The following is a 22,792-nucleotide window of genomic DNA, read 5'->3' on the forward strand; positions in this document are numbered from 1 at the left end:
CCCTTAACCTGTATCACTTGATAACCTGGGCAATTATCCTTGCCACATATTTCATGGAAGCCTTGGATTCATCCGTAGTATTTATCTGTGCTCCAACCTCCATGAGTATTGCATTATTGCTCATACCCTGGTTAAAATATCTTGTTCCATAATTATAATCCAAATTAATACCTCTTGAAAAACCTGGATATAACTTGTTTGAAAGATCTACTATTTGATTTGCCAGTTCCATATTCTTGTCAAAATGAGGATTTTTTTTAGTCATGACAAGCATAAATTTAGACACATCTTCCCCATTTAATTTTATTGTCTCCGAACTTTTATCTTCTGCATAATCCCTATGCATGTCTATTATCAGTTTAAAGTCCCCATATTTTTTTAAATATTTGCCCAATGTAACTGAAGATCTGGCATAACTCTGGGTATATGCTACTGCATCATGTACAGTTGTATCATTTATTGCAGATATACCATATTTATTCAATTCAGTCACCAACTGCTGTCCCACAGCACAGACATTTTTGGTATCATCAAAGCTATTAGCATCTCCAGGTTTATAGCTCTCTGTAGTATGGGTGTGATATATAAGTACATCGGGATTTTTTGTGTTCATCTTTCTATTTAAACTGGGATCATATACATTTGTATTTTCAGTTGGAGTATTTGAACTGTCTCCCCTGCTTAAATTATCATCTGTTTTAGTTATTTGTTTATTATCTAGTTTAAATTCATTGACATTGTTATTAGAAATATCCTTTCCTATAAAGGCCACTTCCTTTCCCAGTATACTCAATGGATTTTTAGCATCTATATTAAACATTTTCAAGGCCAAATTCTTCAATGAAAAACTGTCTTCTGCCATGTCATCTTGATCAAAACAAATGGTTTTAACTGCTGGCATTGAGTAATTCAGTACTTGAACATAAAACATATTTCCTTTAATATTATTATTTGTATTGCTGCTGGCTTCAACCAAATAGGGTAAAATAATTACAAATATAAGGCTTATAATTAAATTGAGCATTTCAAACTTAGGTTTATCTTTTCTGCTAAATCTTCTATAATTCAATATATTTACTGCTCTAACTTAAAAGCAGTTTTCCCCCCTTTCATAAACAAAATCACTAGCTATTTTTTATCTAAAACCCAATATACAAAAACATCAATTGAATTATTTTCCCATGCTTTATTTGAAGATACTATATTTACAATATTTCCTTTTACTATACTTCCAGCATTGGCATTATCACTTTCACTTCCTTTTGCTTTTACTCCAATAGTACTAAATAAAATAGCGGGAATTATCCATAGTACTATAAAAAGTACAAAGCTTTTGTTTATCTTAGACAACCTCATCACTCCTTAATTTAATGTTTATTAAATAATATTCAACTATTTTTAAAATATAACAGTTATATATTCAATGAAGTTTTCCGATATAATTAATAATTACACTAGAATATTTTTCCTGATGTTTATTGACAAGATTTCATTCATCTATTATATTATATATGTAAATGCATATATGTTGCATTTACATAATTTTAAGGAGGTACTTACATGTTTAAAAAAAATAAGTTATCTGTATTAGCTGCTATACTCAGCTGTATTATGTTTATTTTTTCCGGATGTAATGGCACTGGCGGAACGACCGCAAACAATAAAACTCAATCCAAGCCAAAAGTAGTGGTATCCTTTAACGCTATGAGAGAATTTGCTTCAGCTATTGGAAAGGATAAGATAGATATTACCACTATAATACCTAACGGTACTGAGCCTCACGATTTTGAACCTACTGTAAAGGATCTTAAAACTTTAAGCAATGCCAATGTATTTGTATACAGCGGCCTTGGAATGGAGTCCTGGAAGGATAAGATTATAAATTCAGTAGGTAATAAAAACTTAATTGTGGTAGATGCTTCAAAGGGGATAAGTCCAATTAAAAATACTGCTAATGATGAAATAAAAGAACATGGCCAGTATGATCCACATGTATGGATAAGTTTAAAAAATGCCCAAATTGAATCAAAGAACATAAAAGATGCTTTAGTTAAAGCTGACTCCATAAATAAAGATTTTTATGAAAAAAATTACATAAACTTTTCAAATGAGCTCAATGATCTTTACAATGAGTACAATAAAAAATTTGCCACTGTTACAAATAAAAATTTTGTAACTGGGCATGCTGCTTTTGCATATCTTTGCAGAGATTATGGTTTAAAACAAAATAGTGTGGAAGGCATATTTGCTGAAGGAGAACCTTCTCCGAAAAAATTAGAAGAGCTGGTAAACTACTGCAAACAGGACAATATTAAAACCATATTTGTAGAAGATATGGTGAGTTCCAAGGTATCTGACACTCTAGCTAAAGAAGTAGGAGCCAAGGTGGAAAAAATATATACAATTGAAAGCAAAGAGGACAATAAAAATTACATTCAAAGTATGAAATCCAATTTGGAAATGATTTATAACAGTTTAAAATAACTGAATAAAAATGATCATGGAGGCATTGACAAATGCTAAGTATAATTACAGCTATTAATCAAAATTATGTAATAGGCCGAGATAATCAGTTAATATGGCATATACCTGAAGATTTAAAAAGATTTAAAAAAATAACATTGGGCAAAACCATTGTAATGGGAAGAAAAACCTTTGAGTCACTTCCCAAAGTACTTCCGGATAGAAAACACATTGTAGTAACCAGGGATGAGAATTATTCCACTTCAGATAATAGAGTTACAGTCATACATTCCATTAAAGACATTTTAAAATATAAAGATTCCCCTGAAGAAGTCTTCATAGTAGGCGGGGAACAAATCTATAAGCAGCTGTTGCCTTATTGCAGCAAATTATATCTAACTGAAATAATGTCCTATGAAAATGGGGATACATATTTTCCTGAATTCAATAAAGCAGATTATGAAATAATTGAATATGAAAAACATTATGATAACTATATTAAATACAATTTTTTAACTCTTGAAAAAAAGTTTTTTCGAAATAATGGACTTTAAAAAATATTCTATTCAAAATTAATTAACATTTTCATAAAGAAATTCTGAGCAAATCTTAATGTAATATTAAGGTTTGTTTTTTATAATAAATCTATACCAAAAAAGAATTAATTTGAGTTTTGCAGGTGATAGTATTGTTTCAAAGCACATTAAATATCTTTATAACAATTAGTGCACTTATATTAGTGATTATTTTTTCACTAATAATTCACAATAAAAAAACTTCTATAGTAAAAAGCAGTTATGTTCTGGGGACTATAGTTCATCTACAGATATTTGGCAATAAGTCTGAGCAATTGGCAGAAAAGTCACTGGAAAAGCTCATGGATATTGACAATAAAATGTCTGTATTCAAGGATTACAGTGAGATATCAAAAATAAATAAAAATGCCGGGTTATCTGTTCAAACTGTCAGCAGCGATACTTATTTCATAGTAAAAAAAGCTGTAGAATACGCTAAGCTGTTAGATGGAACCTTTGATCCCACTATAGGACCTTTAACATCTCTATGGAATATAGGTACCGAACATGAAAGAATTCCACAGAAAAATGAGATAGAAGAAAAAATAAAGCTAGTTAATTATAAGGACATAATCATGAATGAGGATTCCAAATCAGTCAAATTAAGGTACAAAAATCAGTCAATTGATGTAGGCGGTATAGCTAAAGGATTTGCAGCAGATCAGATTAAGAACATGTTATTCAAACATCGTGTTAAAAGTGCCTTAATCGATCTAGGTGGAAATATTTTTGCCCTAGGTTGTAAACATAACGGGGGGCTATGGAGCATAGGCATTCAAAATCCGTTTAAGCACCGTGGAGAATACATTGGGATAATAAACGTTAAAGATAAATCCATAGTTACATCAGGTAATTATGAAAGATTTTTTATGGATAATGGTAAAAAATTTCATCACATACTGGATCCTAGAACCGGATATCCTTCAGAAAGCAGTATTATAAGTGCTACTATTATATCTGACAATTCTATTGACGGTGACGGATTATCCACAGGTATCTATATTATGGACGTATATAAATCCATAGATCTAATAGAATCCTTATCCGATATAGATGCAATACTAATTACCAATGAGAAAAAAGTGTATATTACATCAGGCATTGCTAAAAATTTTAAATTAACTGACAATGACTTTAAATATATAAAAGATTATAAATGTGAAAGGATCTGTGAAAATGACAAAAAGGATAAAAAAAATACAAATTTTTAGACACATCATACAGTTGATCTTGTTTTTTCTGCTGCCCGGCATGTACATACTGGCTTTCAGTGAGTTAAAATCAATTTTTCAAATGATTATCAAGGGCAATTTTAATTTTATTCAGGCTTTTCCAGGGTTAATGGAATTTACAATAACAATTGTCTTTACTATTTTAATAGGAAGATTTTTTTGTGGATGGTTTTGTGCCTTCGGTACTTTCAATGACTGGGTTCATATAATATCAAAGAAAGTTTTTAGGATTAATTTTAAGATCGGTGAACAGCTTGATTCTATGCTGAAGTATGTAAAATATATAATTTTATTTTTCATCCTAATCCTTGTATTTACAGGTGGAAACACCATCAATGGTTCAAGTCCCTGGGATGCATTTGCACAGATAACTAATTTCTCCACGGTATTGTCCTCTTTAACCATTGGATTTATACTTTTAGTTTTAATAACCCTAGGCGATATTTTTGTGGAAAGATTCTTCTGCAGATATTTATGTCCTTTAGGTGCCGTATTTTCCCTGGTATCTAGAATGAGCATATTGAAGATAAACAAACCAAGCGACAAATGCGGCAAATGCAGAATGTGTACAAACAATTGTTCAATGGGTTTAAAACTTTACAGCGTAAATAGTGTCCGGGGAGGTGAATGTATAAATTGTCTAAAGTGCATAGAAACCTGCCCTAGAAGAAATCCCCATGTAAACATAATGGATGAAGATGTCAATCCAGCAATGGCAAGTTCTTTTGCCATAGTTATTTTCGCTGGCATATACGGTTTAGGCAACTTTGGAAGTTCAATCTTAACTCAAAGAGGGGTAGCTTCCGCAAATGATGTAACCTCCGGCAGTGAGAATAAGATATCAAATAATGCCGCATCCAGTAATAGTACAAATAGCAATAGTTCAGCCGCTGCAGATTCAAATACTTCACAAAAAACCAAGTACAAAGATGGCACCTATACGGGAACCGGCACTGGATTCAGTGGTGGTACAACAAAAGTTTCCGTAACTGTAAGTGGTGGTAAGATCGCTGACATAAAAACAATATCAACAGATGACACTCCAAGATTTTATCAATACGCTGAAGACACTATACCCAATGAAATAATTTCAGCTCAGTCAAGTTCAGTTGATACTGTATCCGGGGCCACCTACAGCAGCAGAGGACTTATTGAGGCAGTTCAAGATGCATTAAATAAAGCTGTTTAAAATTTTATAAACAGGAGTAAGAGCTATATTCTAGTATAGCTCTACTTTTGTAGTCTATTTTAAAAAATACAGTATCATCAAATACTTTCCAGTGCTATAAGTGCTGCACCTATGGCACCCACTATCTGGGGTTCTTCAGGTATAAATACCTTATTTCCAAGCTTTTCTTCCAGACACCTGACCACACCTATGTTTTTTGCAACTCCTCCTGTCATCATATAGTATTCTTCCTTGCCCACCCTGTTTACAAGTGAGACTGTTTTTGTGGCAACTGACTTATGCAATCCATGAATTATATCTGATATCTCCTTATTTTGGGCCACGAGGGATACAACTTCAGATTCTGCAAACACGGTGCACATGCTTGTTATATTTATGTCTTCATTCCAGTTTAAAGATTTTTTCCCCATTTCACTTAGCGGCACTTCAAGCGTACGGCTCATCATTTCAAGAAACCTTCCAGTACCTGCTGCACATTTATCATTCATGGCAAAATCCAGCACTTTTCCCCTGTCATCCAATTTTATGGCTTTGCTGTCCTGACCCCCTATGTCAATTATTGTTCTAACCTTGTTATTTAAAAAATATGCTGCCTTTCCATGACAGGTGATTTCAGTTATTTCCCCATCTGCAAAAGGAATGCTTACACGTCCATATCCTGTTGAAATTATTTTGAAAAGTTTGTCACGGCTTATATCGAGTTTATCCAAAGCTTCCTTCATGGCCTTTTCTGCTCCGCTTTGACTTCTGGCACCAGTTCGCACTATAGAAGAAGAAAGTATCTCCTTGTTTTTATTCATTATCACTACATTTGTAGATGTAGAACCGCTGTCTATACCTGCAACTAAAATATCATCTTCTGCCTTTTTATTATAACTTTTTTCATCCTGTTTATTTCTTGATTTAATTGTTTCAATAAAAGCTTCTATTCTGGTTTTCATCTGACCATTACCCTCTTCTGTATAATCGGTTTCTATTTTTAACATGGGCACTGAAATTGAATTTCTAAGTTTGGCATATTCAAAAGAATAGGCATCACAAAACTTTGTAGTGTGATATATCAAACCATCTATACTGCCCAAATTTTCATTTAAAATTTTAATTCTGTCGTCATTGTCCACCATTCTCATACATGGAAATGAATTCAGCAAAAACGAAGCATAACTTAAAATAAAGTCCTCATTCTTCATAAGCACCGTTGACTTTGCAAAATTTCCTGTGCAGGTAAAATTGAAATTTACAGAAGCACCTGTATCCTGGATTTGTTTCACTGTTGAGTCCTTTACTCTTGATCCCATAAGTGCGATGTTTATATCTGAACGTTTAGAAGATTTTTGGGGAACCCTTGAATTGACTATATCTATAAATTTATCTTCATTAAATTTTTTTCCCGTAAATTTTTCCATTGAATTTATGAATTTTATAATTTCATTTTTCATGATAAGATCAGAAGCTCTATTTCTTTTTCTTGGTACATCTATAAGATATACGAAATTAAAATCAGGACTGCTTTTCAAAACATCATATAATCTTTTAATGCTATCACAGCAATTTACAAGAACTACATTGCGAATACCAGAATTAATACATTCTTCAAGTACCGCTTTTGCATAAGTGCATATATTGGGGTGCATCAGTGTTTCAGCTTTATCAAAGCCCGAAACATGAGGATCTATTTTTACTGCTTCCTCCCCAAAAGTCTTCATAATGTGAAAAGGTGTATATTTACAAACATAACCTATCATCTTGCCACCTTCTGTCTGCTATTTAATATTTCCATAAATGCTTCAATTCTTGTCTTTACCTGACCTTCATGGGCATTTCGCCTATCCACGCTATCACCATCTATGGATAAATAAGGTATATTTTTTTGTTTAAGAGCCTTTTTCAAAAGCATTGTCCCACCGCTGCACTCTTTACAGCCAAAAGAACATAGATTTATAACACCATCGGCTTTAAAATTCTCAGCTATTTTGATTATGTTTTGTATTTTTATTTGAAAAGGACCATTAAGCTTGTTTTGAAGAAATTTTCTTGCCAAAGCCTCATAAGGATGGCTATAATCCATTTCTTCTATATTATCCAGATTATAATCACAAGCTAAAAGCTGATAATCCGAGTTTAAATTGAAATAGCTTTTAAGCACTTCACTGTAAAATGGCATCACATGGCTCCAGAGAATTCTTTTTCCATTATAATCAGGATATTTTCCTATATCTTCAGCTTGCATTTTATAAAATTTCAGTGTTTCACTTTTACCTATTCCCAAATGGGATGCAAATAATCTGTACATCTCCAGTGTAAGTGTATTTGGGAAATATTTATATCTAAGGCTTTTATAAAATTTACGCATGTATATCTTGGTGTTGTTTTCAATTTTTATTACTTCCTTGAATTTATTTTCATCAAATTTAACCTTCATTATATCCTGAATGAATTCTACCATTTCATGAAGCTGGCCTACTACATATTTTTCTGTATCCTCATTGTACTCATAGGGTACGTCAAGGTAGTAATAGGGTATATTATATTTATCTGAAACATATCTAAAGGTATTTAGATTTCCATCACATATCATAGATGAAGTTATTGCAAATTTAGGTTTTGAAACTACCTGTGCCTCTACAGTCCCTATAAAAGCTTTATGATAACTGCAGAGAGTATCAGAAATACCTGATCTTTCAGCACAATCTATAAATACATCCTCACATTGTGTGCCAGAAAGAAATGATGAAAATCCCTCAATCAAAAATGGAGTTATACCCATGGCATGAAGTATTTCAACGGGCGAAAATATGGTGATAAAAGCTGAATTTTGTGAATTTTTAAGGGGCTTGAGTATAAAATCGACACAGAGTTCATTTAGATAATTAAGGGAAGGCGGAAGATTCTTATCCTTAAATTTTGAAACCAAAAACTTTTCAAGAGAAAATCCAATCTTTAATAAGTTCAATGCCTTAGAAGGATTATGTATATTCTTTTTTATATATTTTCCATAAGATTTAATTAAATCCATTTTAAAACCCTCTTTATTCAGAAACAGAAGCTTGCTCCTGCGCTACCTTTTAATCTGCCTATAACAAATATCTGTTAATATTTTACTTACATTTGATTATAAAATTATGTTATCATATTATAATATAAAATGCAAAAATTACAAAATAAGAAATATATAATATCTATAATGTAATTACCTGCATCAAAAGACAACAAGGAGGATTCTATTTTGAAAAATTATAATGAACTTCAAAAATTACTATTGTCGATAGATGGAAGAGGTTATTCTGCTTACAAGGAACTGAGGGGAGAATATATCTTTGGAAAATATATACTTTCGATTGATCACGTCCAAGCTGATCCCTTTGCCCCTCCTTCAAAGGCCCGTATAATTATATCACGCAGCGAAGCAGGTTTTCCGCATAAGTTTTTGGATTCAAGCTGCAAAATAAGGGCAGTATCGGATTTCCTAACCAGAGCCTTCCGAAACAGCATAAATAATTTTAACTATGGCGTGAATTTTAAAAAGCTAAGTGAACATTTAACCATGGATAACTGTGGTCAGGAAATTCTTGAAAGAACTTCCATACTCATAAAACAAAACCGCATTGAAGCAAGGTTTGAAATTAAATTGCCTGCTGCAGGAAGAAGAGTCCTAGGTAAATCTGCCAATAATATTTTTTCCGATATTCTTCCCAAAATTGTAGATGCCTCACTGCTTTTTAAAAACATTGATCACAGCGCACTGAAAAATCAGATAGAACTGATCCTGGATGAAGAATACATTAGAGGTGAATTAAAGGAAAGAAACCTGGTGGCTTTTATAGCCAACGGTTCTATTTTACCCAGGGAAAATGGTATATCCGACAAACCTCTATCACAGGGAGGAGTTCCCTTTCAAAGTCCTGAAGATCTTGAAATAGAATTAATCCTTCCAAACCATGGTACAGTAAGGGGAATGGGAATTCCAGAAGGAATCACCTTGATCGTAGGAGGAGGATATCATGGAAAATCAACCCTGCTGAAAGCCCTTGAATTAGGAGTATACAACCATATTCCAGGTGACGGCCGGGAATTTGTCATAACCAGAAGTGATGCAGTGAAAATACGCGCCGAAGATGGCCGCAGAGTAGAAAAAGTAAACATCAGCCCCTTTATAAACAATCTGCCCAACAACAAGGATACCATAAGATTTACTACGGATAATGCCAGCGGGAGCACTTCCCAGGCGGCCAATGTAATGGAGGCCCTGGAAGCAGGCAGCACTCTCCTTCTCATAGATGAGGACACTTCTGCAACAAATTTCATGATACGTGACGGGCGGATGCAAAAACTTGTCTCTAAAGACAAGGAACCTATTACACCTTTTATTGACAAGGTAAGGCAGTTGTATATCCAGCATAATGTATCAACCATATTGATTGTGGGAGGTTCTGGAGATTATTTTGATGTAGCTGATCACATAATCATGATGGATGAATATGTTCCAAAGGAAGTTACAGCTTTTGCCAAAAATATTGCAAGTACCGACGGATATAAAAGAGAAAGAACAGATGAAAACAGTTTTGGAGCCATCACAGCCAGAGTACCTCTTAAATCCAGTTTTAATCATAGAGGAAAACTGGCCAGAATAAGATCCAAGGGACGCCATACCATAATGTATGAAAAATCAGTCATAGATCTTTCGGCTCTGGATCAATTAACAGACAGCAGCCAGACAAACTGTATAGCAGTAATGCTAAATTTTCTGTCAGAAAAAATAATAAATGATCAGATATCAATTTCTCAGGCCGCAGATAAATTATTTGAACAAATAGAAAATTTCGGTTTGGATTCCATTTCACCTTATACAGGCCATCCTGGAAATTTGGCCCTACCTAGAAAATACGAGCTTTGCGGTGCAATAAACCGTTACAGAGGCCTGAAAGTAAAGCAATAATTTCATTCAAATATCAAGGACGATTTTCGGTGACAGCCGAAAATCGTCCTTATTTTAACTTTTCCCCTTATTTTCTATATACGCTGTCAACTGTGCATTGTGAATCGTGAATAGTGCATTGACAATTAGGATCTGAATACAACTTCTTCTTTGGAAAACATGACCTTTGCCAAAAATACAGTAGCTACTACATATACAATATGCCATCCCAATACCACTGCAATATGCACAGGGTTAAATATTCCTACAATAGCTTCTTTCATAACCACCACTGCATTTACAATGGGAATATTAAAAAACATGAAACCTATATTTTTAGCATCCATCATGAAAGGCACATATGTCAAAATCATTACCGGCACCAGAAATCCTCCAAGATATGTATTTGCCTCTTTCATGGAACGTGCAAATATGCTTATGGATATCTCTATGGAACTAATTGCTATAAGCACAAATACAGACACTATTCCTATAAGGGCAAAAGCACCTATGGGAATGGTAAATTCACCTCCACCTGAAAATATATACAGCATGGAACCTATCATAGAAGCCAGTGTAACTATCAATGTAATAAGAGCTACAGAGGAAATAGCCATAAGTTTTCCCCAAAATATAGACATCCTTCCCACAGCAGTTGATAAAAGCGGCTCAAAAGTCCCTCTTTCTTTTTCCCCTGCTACCAAATCAGCTGCTATTCCTATAGTAGGGCTTATCATGAAAATGATCAATATAGTTGGGAGTACACTTAAAATACCAGCTGCTATAGGACTATCATCCTGTTTGCTTAAAGTCTCCTCCTTTATTTCGAAAGGTGTCAGTATCCGGCTGTTGATTCCCTTTGCCTGCAGCCTTCCGTCAACAATGGATGCACTGTATTTATTGAAAATATCCTTTATTATGGAAGATGCCATGGAGGACTTGTTTGAATCCTTGTCATATATTATTTTTATATTGGTTTTATCCTCACCTGCAACTTTTGAATCAAAATTCTCAGGCACGTCAATTATTAGGGCTATCTTTCCCTTCTTCAGCTTTTCAGACTCATCTCCGCTGTTGTCCATTGTTATATTCTTCATGTTTTTAAGCATCTTATGGATTGATGAATTTTTATCTCCCCTGTAGGCAATGGTGATATTTTTCTGGAGGGAGTCCGTAGTATTTTTCATTGTAAGATCTATTATCTTAAACATGGCCGGATACATTATAATAGGCAGGAGTATGGTAAATATAAGAGTTTTCCTGTCTCTGAATATATCTGTAAGTTCTTTTTTTAAAATTACCCAGAAATTATTCACCTGCATTACCTCCTATCAATTTTATAAATACTTCTTCAAGGCTGCCATTATTATACTTTTTCTCTAAGGCCTCTATTGTCCCCTCTTCCACCAATTTTCCCTTATGAATTATTACAACCCTGTCACAGAGTTTTTCAACTTCTGACATTGAATGAGATGACAGGAGAATTATCTTGTTTTCACTTTTACATTTTAAAATGAATTCATGTATGACCCTGGCCGCTGAAACATCCAAGCCCGTACTTGGCTCGTCAAACAGCATTACATTAGGTGAATGTATTATGGCCCTGGCTATGGATACCTTTTGTTTCATTCCCCTTGAAAATTTACCAGCTTTCCTGTCTATATACTCCTCCATTTTTAAATCTCTCACAAGTTCATCTATTCTCCTATTTATTTTTTCTCTTGACATTCCATATAGTTTCCCAAAATATTCTATGTTTTCTCTGGCTGACAATCTATCATATATCCCAACTTCGCCTCCAAATAAAATGCCTATCTTTCCTCTAACCTTGGAAGAATCTTTAACTGCATCATACCCATTTACTCTTATAGTCCCCCCGCTTGGCCTTAACATGGTGGAAATCATCCTTAAAGTTGTGGTTTTTCCCGCACCATTTTCACCCAACAGCCCCACTATCTCTCCTTCATTCACCTGGAAAGACAGTTCATCCACAGCCTTTATGTCTTTGAATTTTTTGCTTACATTTTTTACATCAAGCACTGTTTTCCCTCCTTTTATTTTATAAAGTCCTTATATAAATTCTATTATTTTCAATACATATTTATCAAATTATTTGATAAAGCAAAATGACACCCACAATGCAAGAGCTGTGAACCAAATTTATATAACATCCACCCTTTTTTAGCATAGGCTGACAGCATTTCCATCTCCTCATCTTCTGCAAATGCCAGTCCATTACTCATAACATATTTTTATTAAACATACTTTAAAACATCCTCCTGTCATTAAATGCTTTTTCAGCAGTCTTCACCATTTGACGTTTTTTTTCAACATCCTTTTTTAAAAATTCAATACCTTTGTCTGTTATTACATAAATTTTCTTTTGCTGAGATTCCTCCGTAAGTTTTATAAGTCCACCCTCAAGAAGCTTTTTTATACTGCTATATAAAGAAGCAGGACCTATTGAAAAAGTATTTTTTGATATTATTTCAACTGATTTCATGATCAGATATCCATGCTTTGGTTCCATTAAGGAAAGTAAAATATAATAATATGTATCTGTAAGCTCACCTTTTTTCAAAGAATTGTTTCTAGCCATATCTGCCTCCAAATATATCATTAAATGATATATCATCCTTCAAAAAAACTATATCATTAAATGATATAGTTTGTCAATAAAACCCCAATACTTTTTTATTGAATAATAAAAGATATAAAAATGTTTTTTCATATCTTAAATTTCAATATTAGCTCATTTAAATTTTGGACAAGTTCTACCTGCTTCTGTGAAATTCCAGACACCTGCTGTATGGCTTTTGTCGTCTCATCCACATTTGATTTTACAGTTTCCACATGTTCGGAAGACTTCTGGGATGCATTTGCAATATCCTGAACCGTATCGCTCACTTGGTTTACCGTTGCTGTAAGTTCTTCTGACATGGATGCTATTTCTTCAGACATCTTGCTCACAAAATCCGAATCCTCATAATATTGGTTTCCAACTTGTTTAAAATACTCATATTTACTATGTACATTCTGATTTATAAATTCCAGAATATCCTTACTGTTTTGAGAAAGATTTTCAAAAGCTTTCTGCACTTTAACTATGGTATCCTGAATTCCAACTACTGCCCTTGCAGATTCATCCGCCAGCTTTCCAACTTCATCTGCAACTACAGCAAATCCTTTTCCCTGTTCTCCAGCTCTTGCCGATTCTATAGAAGCATTTAGTGCCAGAAGATTTGTCTGTTCTGCTATATTTGCTATTGTATCTGCCATAGCCTTTATATTGTCAACTATCTTACCATCTTCAATTGCCTGTAATACATTTTTCTCCTTTTCCAAATATAATTTTTCTGATTCTTCTACGGCATTTTCACCATTTTTCTTTACATCTGTAGCTCTTGTCTTGGCTCCATTTGCATTATTGCTTCCTTCCACTGCTTTTTGTGCTAGCTCGTTTATATTAGCATCCACCTCTTCTACAGAAGCTGTTATTTCTTCTGAAGCTGCACCATTTTCCTCAATTCCAGAAGTTATATTCCCCATTGCATTATCTATATCCATGGTCTTTGCAAACAATTCCTGTACTGTGGCAGAAAGCTCCTGGCTGGAACTGTTTATATTTTGAAATTTCTCAGTAATTTTTTCAATAAATTTTTTTATGTTTTCCTGTGCCTGTTTCATTGATAAAAATACCTCTCCGAATTCATCTTTTCTATCAATCTCACTGGTTTGTCTTAAATCCAGTTCAGACAAATTTTTTGACAGATTTATCATCTTTGACAAGGATTTATTTATATCTTTGGATATAAATACTTCAAATACAAGTGCAAATATAATCCCCATTATTACCAGCACTGCAGTTACAATATTCTTATGGGGAAATGATACCACACCCACAATTCCAATAGCAGCAATTATAACAGTCATAATTCCAAAGCATACTGTTAATTTGGTTTTCATTTTAATATTTTGTAAAAATTCCATCTTACCTTTCCTCTTTCCTATAATTATAGATATTTATTAATAAATATATCCACTTTCTAAGTTTTGAACTAATTTCTTTGAACTCATTGGTTTGCTGAATATAAATCCTTGTATCTTACTGCATCCGATATCTTTAAGGCAATTTAACTGTTCCTCAATTTCCACACCTTCTGCCACCACTTCAATATTCAAATCCAGAGCCAGATTTACAATACTTCTTAAAATTACCATGTCCTTCCCAAAATTTTGTATATTATCTATAAAGGACTTGTCTATCTTAATTCCATCAATGGGAAGATCTCTCAAATAATTTAAAGATGAGTACTTTGTTCCAAAATCATCTATAAATATCTTTATTCCCATCTCTTTTATTTTAAAAATCCTATCCAATATCTTTTTTGACAAATCCATTAGTATCCTCTCTGTAATTTCAAAACAAAGATACTTCGAATTTATGCCAGTACTTTTTATTGTAAAATCTATAAAATTTAGAAATGAATCTTCTTCAAGTTGTTTTTCAGATATATTTACAGACACATATATACTATTATATCCTAGAATGTTAAATTTTTTCATTTGATTACAGGACTCGTACAAAACAAATTTCCCTATTTCGTTTATCATTCCGTTTTGCTCGGCAATGTCTATAAAATAAGAAGGTAATCTTATGGAACCATTGCAATTCCATCTTATCAATGCTTCCAATCCATATAATTTTCCTGAAGTAATGTCAACTTGCGGTTGATAATATAAGATAAACTCCTTATTTATTATGGCCTTCCTGAGTTCATTCTCAATTTCCACTTTTTTTATTATTTCAAAATTCATTTTGGGATTGTATATTTTATACTGGTTTCCACCAAGCTTTTTAGCATTTATAAGTGCCATATCTGAACTTCTCATAATTTTATCGGTATCCGGCGTATCTTTCGTACACATACAGACACCTAAGCTTAGAGTTATAAATATTTTTATCCCGTCAATTTCCACTAATCTATTAAATAAATTTAAAATATATCTGGCTTTTAAACTGACATTTTCCACACCTTTGCAGTTATATGCCATAATTGCAAATTTACTTTGATCTACCTTATACAACCTGCTGTTGCTTCCCAGAACACTTTTCAGCGTATCTGATATTTTTTTTAACACATTGTCACCAAATTCTGTAGTGTGTATATTGTTTATCTTTTCAAAATTGTCAACGTCAATATAAAACAATGCCATTTTTTTCTTATCATCCAAACTTGACTTATTAAAAAAATCATTTAATTTCGTTATTAAAAGCAATTTATTGGGAATGTCAGTTAATACATCATTATATGCTAGATATCTGATTTCCAATTCGTATATTTTTTTGTCAGTTATATCTGAAATAAAACCTATCATTAAATTGCATTTTTCACTATTTTTTAAAATTTTTCCCCTGTGAAGCATCCATTTTATTCTATGTGATTTTGTTATAATCCTATACTCACATTCAAAAGAATATATTTTTTCACATATACATTTCATTAAAATTTCATCGAACATCTCTATATCATCAGGATATATTGTTTTTACAAGTTCTTCAAAGAAATTCATTTTTGGGGAAATAAAATATCCGGTTATATTTTCCCATGATTTAGACAATAAAAATTCGTTTTTGTCCATGTTCCATCTCATTATAGTCTCATTTATATTATTTAATATAAAATTTTTATCTTCTATTGACAATATTTTCACCTACTTATACAAGATTATTGATGTTATAAGTTTTCTTGTCAAATGTAATTTTTCATAATAAAATGTACATAATTTAATAACAAGGATTAAATTTGTAATAATTTAGCTTTTAATTTTCAATATTTGTGCATAAATGTAATCTATTTTATAGTATACACATTTTTTTATACAATTACAAGTGTATTTTACACTTACAGTTTGTTATATGTTTTGTTAAAAATAGCTAAAGTCAGAATAGGTGATGCAGATGAAAACAGATTACAAAAAAATGGGGAATCGTATTAAATTAGCCAGAAAAAAGAAAAAAATTACTCAAGAGCAACTGGCAGAAATGACCGGACTTTCAAATAATTATATAAGTAATATTGAAAGGAACTGTTCTATACCAAGCATTGATACTTTGCTGAAAATTTGCAATTCCCTCGGTATAACTCCAGATTTTGTCCTATTAGATTCAATATATATTTCTAATGAATACTTAAAAGATGAAATTGCCCAAAAACTCAATAAATGTAATAATAAAAACATAAGACTTGTTTCTAAATTCTGTGATTTACTATTGGAAGAACAGGAAAAGCTATAAAAAATAAGCACCCTAATAACGGGTACTTATTTTAAGGGAGACAATCTTTTAATTTTCGCTAAGGATATTTCCTTAGAACACTTATAATTATATAAAGTATTTGTTACAACTTAATGTCATATTGACAAACTATTTGTAAACAATATAAAAATACCGTAAAATTCTCTGGAATAATACGGTATTTGATAAATTCTTTCACTTTCAATAATTATAAAGATGCATAAAAATAAGAGAATAGCATATTACCTAATGCAATTTGCTGATGTCAAGTAATTTTATTTCACAATATAAAAGGATAGCGAATCACCACTTGAATATCAAATTTATACTGCACCTATCTAAAAATAACGTCTCACTCTATTCATATAGTTTATATACTCTTCCCCAAATTTCTTGATACACCATCTTTCTTCTGAAAGAATAATCCAGTGCGTCGATATTTGGAAAATTATTAATAACCCAAGCAATATCCATGAATGTGTAAGCAATACACAACCCAAGAAGTAAATGAAGTATGCAACATACATAGGATTACGGGAGATTTTGTATAGTCCTTTTAGATTTATTCCATCCTTTTTCGGTTTTGCAAAGTTTGATACGGATACAATACAAAGAATAACTCCTAAACTATATATGATCAGACCCGCACAAGACCAAAACGAGTCATTCTTGATCTTGAGAAAAAATAAATACAGGAGTATAAGAATGTTAGAAATTTGATAAAACCAGAACGCTATCTTTTCACTTCCAATTAGCGGAGGAAAGTAGGCCGCACGTTTTAATGCCTCTTTGTCTAATATGCTTAGAAGTCCGAACCTTATAAGTATAATTGGAATTACCGTGAGAAATGCATTCATTATATCCCCGCTCTCTTAAACTACCGATTATATAAATAATTGTAGCTTTGAATAGTCATAAGCATACTGTTGAAATTATAGTCTTTACTCCAAGTTTTATAAGCTTGATCACTATAGACAGATCCTATTTATAATTTGATCTTCCGAGTTTTAATTTTTTGAGTTTTTCTTCAGAAGTTATAATTATCTCATTTCCAGTTTATATCTACTTCTTTTCTCGGTACTGTTCTCAAATACTTTACATCAGGATAGCCCAGTATCATACATGTTACAATTTCTTTTCTTTTTTTAATTCCAAGGAAATCTGTAATCTCCTTGTTTCCTTGGGCAGCTCTTACGAAAAATCCACTAAAAAGTGCTCCAAGACCTAGGACATTAACCATAAGTTCCATATTTGAAGAAGCCAATGCTCCGTTTACCTGTGAGCTAGCTGTTACAACTATTACTACTGGAGCGTTAAAAAATATTCTATCATTTTTAGGATTTTCTTTATATTCTTCATACATTTTTATCCACATCTTGCCATATTTTCTATATAACTTAGTTTCTAGAGTATGATTATTAAGAATGTATTCTCCCATTGTTTTTAAGCTTTCAAAGGTTAAATCTTTTAATTTATCTAGCCTCTCTCGTATAACTATGTACGATACATCCTGCATATTACTGCTGGTCTCAGTAAATCTTCCAGCCTCTATAATTTTAGCAATTTTTTCTTCTTCAACCTTTTTATTTTTAAACTGTCTTACAGTTCTCCTGAATTTTATGAAATTTAATAAGTTGTCTGCATCTATTGAGAAACTTTCTTTATCATAATCTTTCACATCCGCCATATTGTATTCATCCATTGCTACCGCATTTTGGGGGCAAACTGCAATACAGTGTCCACATTTAATACAGTCCTTATTATTAATCTCTGCTTTACCATCCACTACTTCTATACTCATTGGGAAACAATCTTTAACACATTGCCCGCACCCTATACATTTTTCAGTATCTATTTTTATCATGACCATTTACTCCCTTTATAATTTTTAATTAAGTATTTTGTATAAATATCATAACATATTTTCTATATTATACATTATAAGTTTATGGAAAATGCAATATAAATATTGAAATTTGGATAAATTCATCTGGCAATGGAAGGTTTTATTCAGGGAATGGGTATAGATTTCAGTAAAAATTTATAATTATCCTCAACAAAATTAAGTATTATATCAGCAATTAAGGAATGACCTTCTAAATTAGGATGAATACCATCTATACACAAAAATCTGCTATAATCACCCTGCTTAAGAATTTCTGATCTCACGTCAATTAAAATAGTTTTTGTTCTATGTGCAATCTTTGTAATCATTTCACTATATACCTTGTGCCAATTATAAATTTCTATTTCTGAGCCTAACCATCTTAAAATATTTTGTTCAGCTACCTTATCCCCCTTTGTAATCCACTTGAAGTATCTTCTATAATCTAGCGGAGGGAGCGTCATAAGTACTGGTGTTATACTAAACTTTTCAAAAGTGCATATCATATTAAATAGGGTATCACGGAAGATTGAAATATCTGTTTTAGGTTTATGTTCAGAGTCAGGATTATGTGCTATGCTTTTCCAGTCAAAGTCACAGTCATTTCCACCAAACTCTATTAATACGATATCAGGAGTTTTTTTCATGACATCAGGGTACATTTTGCTTACACCTCTTTTAATTGTACTTCCAAATCTTCCGGCATTATATACAGTACCTTTAATACTTTTTCCAACCAGATTAGCAAAGCAATTCTTCAGATTTGAATATCTTGCTCTCCTGCTATCATATATAACACCCTTTGTTATGGAATCACCAAAAGCAACTAACTTGTAGCTTTCCTTTGTTTTCATAGTATTCCCCCCTCGTATAATAAGTTTATAGTCAGCTTTAAAATATAGAAGCTTAAGCTTTTTCAGTTTTTATCCAGCAGTAAAAGGCATTTAAAATGTCTTCTAGGTTTTGAACTCCACCATAGCCCTTAAATAAGCTATTTTCTTTAATACATTTAAACCAATCACTACCGCTTTTCTGTATATACACAGTGTCAAAGCTTTCAGTCTCATAAGCTGTATCAAATAAGTCAATATATACACACCATCCACAATTATTTACAGTTTCTATTTGTATTCCCGTGCAAATGCTGCTCTCACATATATTTTTATACCATTCTTGAAGGACTTCTATAATTGACATAATTTACTCCTTTTTTGTTTCAATCTAAATATTTATATTCTTTGTATTAATATAATACTACATATATAATCATATTTCAATATATAGTTTTTATAACTATATATTGAAATAATACTGATATCTATGCCTATCCCTCATTTTGACAATCATTCTCTTGATTTTAGATACTTCATAGCATATAATAATATATGAAAATGTTCACAAGACAGTTCGTAACCATGCTGTCTTAATTCACTGTAAAGCTAGTTATATCAATGTTTCTAGTATTCAAAAATGATTTGCAAACATGGAATTTATCTGGATAATTTTAAAAAGTATGTATTTTGCATTATTGAATAATATAATTGCATATTTAAAAACATAACTCCAACTTTTAGGCTGGAGTTTCTACTTATTTTTATATGTAAAAAATAAAGCCCTAGAATCAGCTAGAGCTTTTACTATATATGGAAATTGAGCAACCAAATTAGGAGAAACTTATTATTCCATATATTATATAGACCTACTTTAGTAATTGTTACAATGAATTAAATAATATACCGTGAATTCAATAAGTTAAATCAAAATATTTAAGTATAAAAAATTTCATCAAAATGTTATATTGTAGCAAGAGACTTATTTGTAGGGCTTTGTATCCAATTTCCCTTATAATCATATCGTGAGCCATGGCAAGGACAGTCCCAAGTTAATTCATCAGCATTCCAATAAAGTTCGCATCCTAAATGAGCACATTTGGTTGATACTGTATATACATTTCCATCATTATCTTTATAAACTCCAACTTTCTGATCTTTATATTTTATCACTCCGCCATGGCCTCTTTGAATATTTTCTAAATTCTCATTAGGAATATTTACCCGTTGTGCAATAAAGTTCTTTGCTGTTATTATAAGATCATTAGCAGCATTTTTCATGGATGTTGATATATCAAATCTTCCAGGTGAAAATATTTCTGAGAAGTCATTTTCATTTTCAAGAATCATATCACTTACTATCATTGCAGCTGCCATTGAACTTGTCATACCCCATTTTTTAAATCCTGTTTCGACATAAATATTAGGAGTTTTTGATGAGTAATGCCCTATATAAGGTATATTATCTAAAGTCATGCAATCCTGTGCTGACCAATGATATTTTTCTATGGAATTTGGATAAAACTCTTTAGCTACTTTTCTTAATTTATCATAAGCTCCTCCTTCTTCATTTTCACCAGTTCTTTGAGCTATGCCTCCAAGTAATAACAAATTTTTATAATTCCTAAATGAATATGAGTTTTTATCAACGCCTATATACATTCCATTTACATCTTGAGCATTTTCTAAAGCTATAACATAAGATCTTTCCTGATGCATTTTCATAAAATAATAGCCTGGAGTATTTAAAAATGGATAATGTGTTGCTACCACTATTTTATTTGCTTTAATTTCTGTTCCATCCTTTGTAACTACAGAATTTTCTTCAGTAATATCAAGTGCTGTTGTATTTTCGTAAATAGTCAATTTTTCTGAAATTGGTTTTAAAAATTTAAGCGGATTAAATTGTGCCTGATTCTTAAATTTCAATGCCTTTTTAATCTTAAAGGGAAGATTTACTTCATCCACTAACTCCGCATCAATTCCTAACTTTTTAGCCGCATTATATTCATCTTCAAGACTTTGGATATTATTTAAACAATATGCATATGCATCTTTGTATTCAAAATTACAATCAATATTTTCCTCATTAATTATTTCTTTATATTTTTGTATTGCAAGTTCATTAGCCTTAGCATATTGTCTTGCCCCTTTTTCACCAAATTCTTTTATTAAATTATCATAAATCAAGTCATGCTGGCATGTTATTTTTGCAGTTGTATTTTTTGTAACCCCGCCTGCAATGCTTTTTGCATCAATAACAACAACTTCCTTCCCCCTTTTATTAAGCATATATGCTGTTAGAAGGCCAGCCATTCCGGCCCCTATTATAATAATATCACATTCTATATTTTTATTTAAGGCTTCTCTTTTTCTAAAATTAACCTCAGAATTCCATACACTTTCCATTCAAATCACCTCATGCTTAGTATTCCGCTTTTTTTACAATATACACAGATTTTTATTAAAAAGTTATAATAGGCATTTGGTGACAGTTTGAATTTTCCAAGAAGCCATCTTAATCCAAACTTTCTAATAAATATTTCCATTTAGCTTATCGAACTCACGTTAATATAAGATGGATATGCTATTATCGTATTCTTTCATTTTCCTTGTTCTTTATTTGGTCTTTTCATAAAGATAAACTCCAGCTTTCGGCCTGGAGTTTCTACTGTATGCGTCAAATAAGAAAGTGGATGGAAAGTGTTCAAAAAGTATGTGATAATCTTCCTAAAATAAGTTTTAAAGTTTTTCAAGTTAACTTTAAAAGGAGATTTTATATGGATGTACAAAATATATTAAGGTTAATCTGACAGCAGAGGCCAGCTATGAGAAGTCAATAGATTTTATAAAAAAACCTAACATGTTTAAAATATGTAAATACTTTAATTCGTAAGAGTAAAAAATTGTGAACCATTTTTAAAGGTATTATTGACTATCTAAATTATTTAGATTATAATTTTACTAAACATATAAACATATACTTATGTGTTTATATGTTTAAATATAGGAGGAAAATAGACTATGAATTATGATAATGAAAATATTGAAGTTTGCGGCGTAAATATTATACATGATAACGTAGTTAACATGGTTAAAAAAAATATTACAAATGATACTTCAATATTTAATATGGCAGAGTTTTTTAAGGTATTAAATGACCCTACGAGATTGAAAATAATTAACTCACTAATGCTGTCTGAAATGTGTGTATGCGATATTTGTGCTGTACTGAATATGCGTCAGCCTGCAATATCACATCATCTTAAAATATTGAAGCAGTCAAAATTAGTTAAATATAGAAGGGATGGAAAAATTGTGTACTATTCATTGAATGATGGGCATATCAAGACAATGTTTAATCAATGTTTATCTCATGTTAATGAAAATAAATAAAAAATTTTT

General features: G+C 31.8%; 22 protein-coding genes. 7 read left to right on the plus strand and 15 right to left on the minus strand.

The window, feature by feature from the left end:
* Positions 1-13: 13 nt before the first annotated feature.
* Both AB8U03_RS14610 and AB8U03_RS14615 read right to left on the minus strand, forming a co-directional pair.
* Positions 14-1,069, minus strand: coding sequence for a stage II sporulation protein P (locus AB8U03_RS14610; protein ID WP_369705299.1), 1,056 nt, complete (start codon positions 1,067-1,069; stop codon positions 14-16).
* Positions 1,070-1,128: 59 nt separating this feature from the next.
* Positions 1,129-1,350, minus strand: a complete 222-nt coding sequence (locus tag AB8U03_RS14615) for a hypothetical protein (RefSeq protein WP_369705300.1) — start codon at positions 1,348-1,350, stop codon at positions 1,129-1,131.
* A 210-nt stretch (positions 1,351-1,560) separates the two neighbouring features.
* On the opposite strand from AB8U03_RS14615, the gene AB8U03_RS14620 reads away from it, so the two are divergent.
* From AB8U03_RS14620 to AB8U03_RS14635, 4 genes are all read left to right on the plus strand, one after another.
* A complete protein-coding gene (locus tag AB8U03_RS14620) occupies positions 1,561-2,484 on the plus strand; it encodes a metal ABC transporter substrate-binding protein (protein WP_369705301.1) in 924 nt (307 codons plus the stop codon).
* Positions 2,485-2,516: 32 nt separating this feature from the next.
* Positions 2,517-3,017: a dihydrofolate reductase gene (locus tag AB8U03_RS14625; protein WP_369705302.1), complete on the plus strand. Its 501-nt coding sequence runs from the start codon at positions 2,517-2,519 to the stop codon at positions 3,015-3,017.
* 185 nt (positions 3,018-3,202) lie between these two features.
* Entirely contained in the window at positions 3,203-4,249 is a 1,047-nt protein-coding gene (locus AB8U03_RS14630) for an FAD:protein FMN transferase (RefSeq protein ID WP_369705303.1), read from the plus strand.
* Positions 4,215-5,459 carry a 4Fe-4S binding protein gene (locus AB8U03_RS14635; protein WP_369705304.1) on the plus strand — a complete coding sequence of 415 codons (1,245 nt, stop codon included), beginning with the start codon at positions 4,215-4,217 and terminating at the stop codon, positions 5,457-5,459. Before AB8U03_RS14630 ends, AB8U03_RS14635 begins: the two co-directional genes overlap by 35 nt.
* A gap of 77 nt (positions 5,460-5,536) precedes the next feature.
* On the opposite strand, the gene AB8U03_RS14640 is transcribed toward AB8U03_RS14635, so the two are convergent.
* Together AB8U03_RS14640 and AB8U03_RS14645 are read right to left on the minus strand one after the other, a co-directional pair.
* On the minus strand, positions 5,537-7,204 hold the full coding sequence (locus AB8U03_RS14640) for an acyl-CoA dehydratase activase (protein WP_369705305.1): 1,668 nt from the start codon (positions 7,202-7,204) through the stop codon (positions 5,537-5,539).
* Complete coding sequence (locus AB8U03_RS14645) at positions 7,201-8,475, minus strand: 2-hydroxyacyl-CoA dehydratase subunit D (protein ID WP_369705306.1); 1,275 nt, start codon at positions 8,473-8,475, stop codon at positions 7,201-7,203. Before AB8U03_RS14645 ends, AB8U03_RS14640 begins: the two co-directional genes overlap by 4 nt.
* A gap of 210 nt (positions 8,476-8,685) precedes the next feature.
* On the opposite strand from AB8U03_RS14645, the gene AB8U03_RS14650 reads away from it, so the two are divergent.
* Positions 8,686-10,395 carry an ABC-ATPase domain-containing protein gene (locus AB8U03_RS14650; RefSeq protein ID WP_369705307.1) on the plus strand — a complete coding sequence of 570 codons (1,710 nt, stop codon included), beginning with the start codon at positions 8,686-8,688 and terminating at the stop codon, positions 10,393-10,395.
* A gap of 125 nt (positions 10,396-10,520) precedes the next feature.
* Here the strand turns inward: AB8U03_RS14650 and AB8U03_RS14655 are convergent, their stop codons facing one another.
* The 6 genes from AB8U03_RS14655 to AB8U03_RS14680 all read right to left on the minus strand — a co-directional run bounded on the left by AB8U03_RS14655 (position 10,521) and on the right by AB8U03_RS14680 (position 16,080).
* On the minus strand, positions 10,521-11,696 hold the full coding sequence (locus tag AB8U03_RS14655; RefSeq protein ID WP_369705308.1) for an ABC transporter permease subunit: 1,176 nt from the start codon (positions 11,694-11,696) through the stop codon (positions 10,521-10,523).
* Positions 11,683-12,414, minus strand: coding sequence for an ABC transporter ATP-binding protein (locus AB8U03_RS14660; RefSeq protein ID WP_369705309.1), 732 nt, complete (start codon positions 12,412-12,414; stop codon positions 11,683-11,685). The genes AB8U03_RS14655 and AB8U03_RS14660 overlap by 14 nt, the downstream gene beginning before the upstream one ends.
* A 50-nt stretch (positions 12,415-12,464) precedes the next feature.
* A complete protein-coding gene (locus AB8U03_RS14665; RefSeq protein WP_369705310.1) occupies positions 12,465-12,617 on the minus strand; it encodes a hypothetical protein in 153 nt (50 codons plus the stop codon).
* A gap of 23 nt (positions 12,618-12,640) precedes the next feature.
* Positions 12,641-12,973, minus strand: coding sequence for a PadR family transcriptional regulator (locus AB8U03_RS14670; RefSeq protein WP_369705311.1), 333 nt, complete (start codon positions 12,971-12,973; stop codon positions 12,641-12,643).
* A 128-nt stretch (positions 12,974-13,101) separates the two neighbouring features.
* The gene (locus tag AB8U03_RS14675; protein ID WP_455423798.1) at positions 13,102-14,340 is read right to left on the minus strand and encodes a methyl-accepting chemotaxis protein; all 1,239 of its coding nucleotides are present in this window, start codon (positions 14,338-14,340) and stop codon (positions 13,102-13,104) included.
* Between the two features lie 60 nt (positions 14,341-14,400).
* Entirely contained in the window at positions 14,401-16,080 is a 1,680-nt protein-coding gene (locus tag AB8U03_RS14680; RefSeq protein WP_369705312.1) for a bifunctional diguanylate cyclase/phosphodiesterase, read from the minus strand.
* 256 nt (positions 16,081-16,336) lie between these two features.
* Between AB8U03_RS14680 and AB8U03_RS14685 the strand changes: the two genes are divergently transcribed.
* Positions 16,337-16,672 carry a helix-turn-helix domain-containing protein gene (locus tag AB8U03_RS14685; RefSeq protein WP_369705313.1) on the plus strand — a complete coding sequence of 112 codons (336 nt, stop codon included), beginning with the start codon at positions 16,337-16,339 and terminating at the stop codon, positions 16,670-16,672.
* Positions 16,673-17,010: 338 nt separating this feature from the next.
* Here AB8U03_RS14685 and AB8U03_RS14690 read toward each other — a convergent pair whose 3' ends face one another.
* The 5 genes from AB8U03_RS14690 to AB8U03_RS14710 form a co-directional block, all read right to left on the minus strand.
* On the minus strand, positions 17,011-17,529 hold the full coding sequence (locus AB8U03_RS14690; protein WP_369705314.1) for a methyltransferase family protein: 519 nt from the start codon (positions 17,527-17,529) through the stop codon (positions 17,011-17,013).
* Between the two features lie 188 nt (positions 17,530-17,717).
* Positions 17,718-18,536 carry a nitroreductase family protein gene (locus AB8U03_RS14695; protein ID WP_369705315.1) on the minus strand — a complete coding sequence of 273 codons (819 nt, stop codon included), beginning with the start codon at positions 18,534-18,536 and terminating at the stop codon, positions 17,718-17,720.
* A gap of 146 nt (positions 18,537-18,682) precedes the next feature.
* The gene (locus AB8U03_RS14700) at positions 18,683-19,411 is read right to left on the minus strand and encodes an SGNH/GDSL hydrolase family protein (protein WP_369705316.1); all 729 of its coding nucleotides are present in this window, start codon (positions 19,409-19,411) and stop codon (positions 18,683-18,685) included.
* Between the two features lie 52 nt (positions 19,412-19,463).
* Positions 19,464-19,754, minus strand: coding sequence for an Imm53 family immunity protein (locus tag AB8U03_RS14705; RefSeq protein WP_369705317.1), 291 nt, complete (start codon positions 19,752-19,754; stop codon positions 19,464-19,466).
* A 596-nt stretch (positions 19,755-20,350) separates the two neighbouring features.
* A complete protein-coding gene (locus tag AB8U03_RS14710; protein ID WP_369705318.1) occupies positions 20,351-21,796 on the minus strand; it encodes an FAD-dependent oxidoreductase in 1,446 nt (481 codons plus the stop codon).
* A gap of 615 nt (positions 21,797-22,411) precedes the next feature.
* Here AB8U03_RS14710 and AB8U03_RS14715 point away from each other — a divergent pair.
* Entirely contained in the window at positions 22,412-22,783 is a 372-nt protein-coding gene (locus AB8U03_RS14715; RefSeq protein WP_369705319.1) for an ArsR/SmtB family transcription factor, read from the plus strand.
* Positions 22,784-22,792: the final 9 nt, after the last annotated feature.

Source organism: Clostridium moutaii, assembly GCF_041205085.1.
In the GTDB taxonomy this organism is placed as follows: domain Bacteria; phylum Bacillota; class Clostridia; order Clostridiales; family Clostridiaceae; genus Clostridium_B; species Clostridium_B moutaii.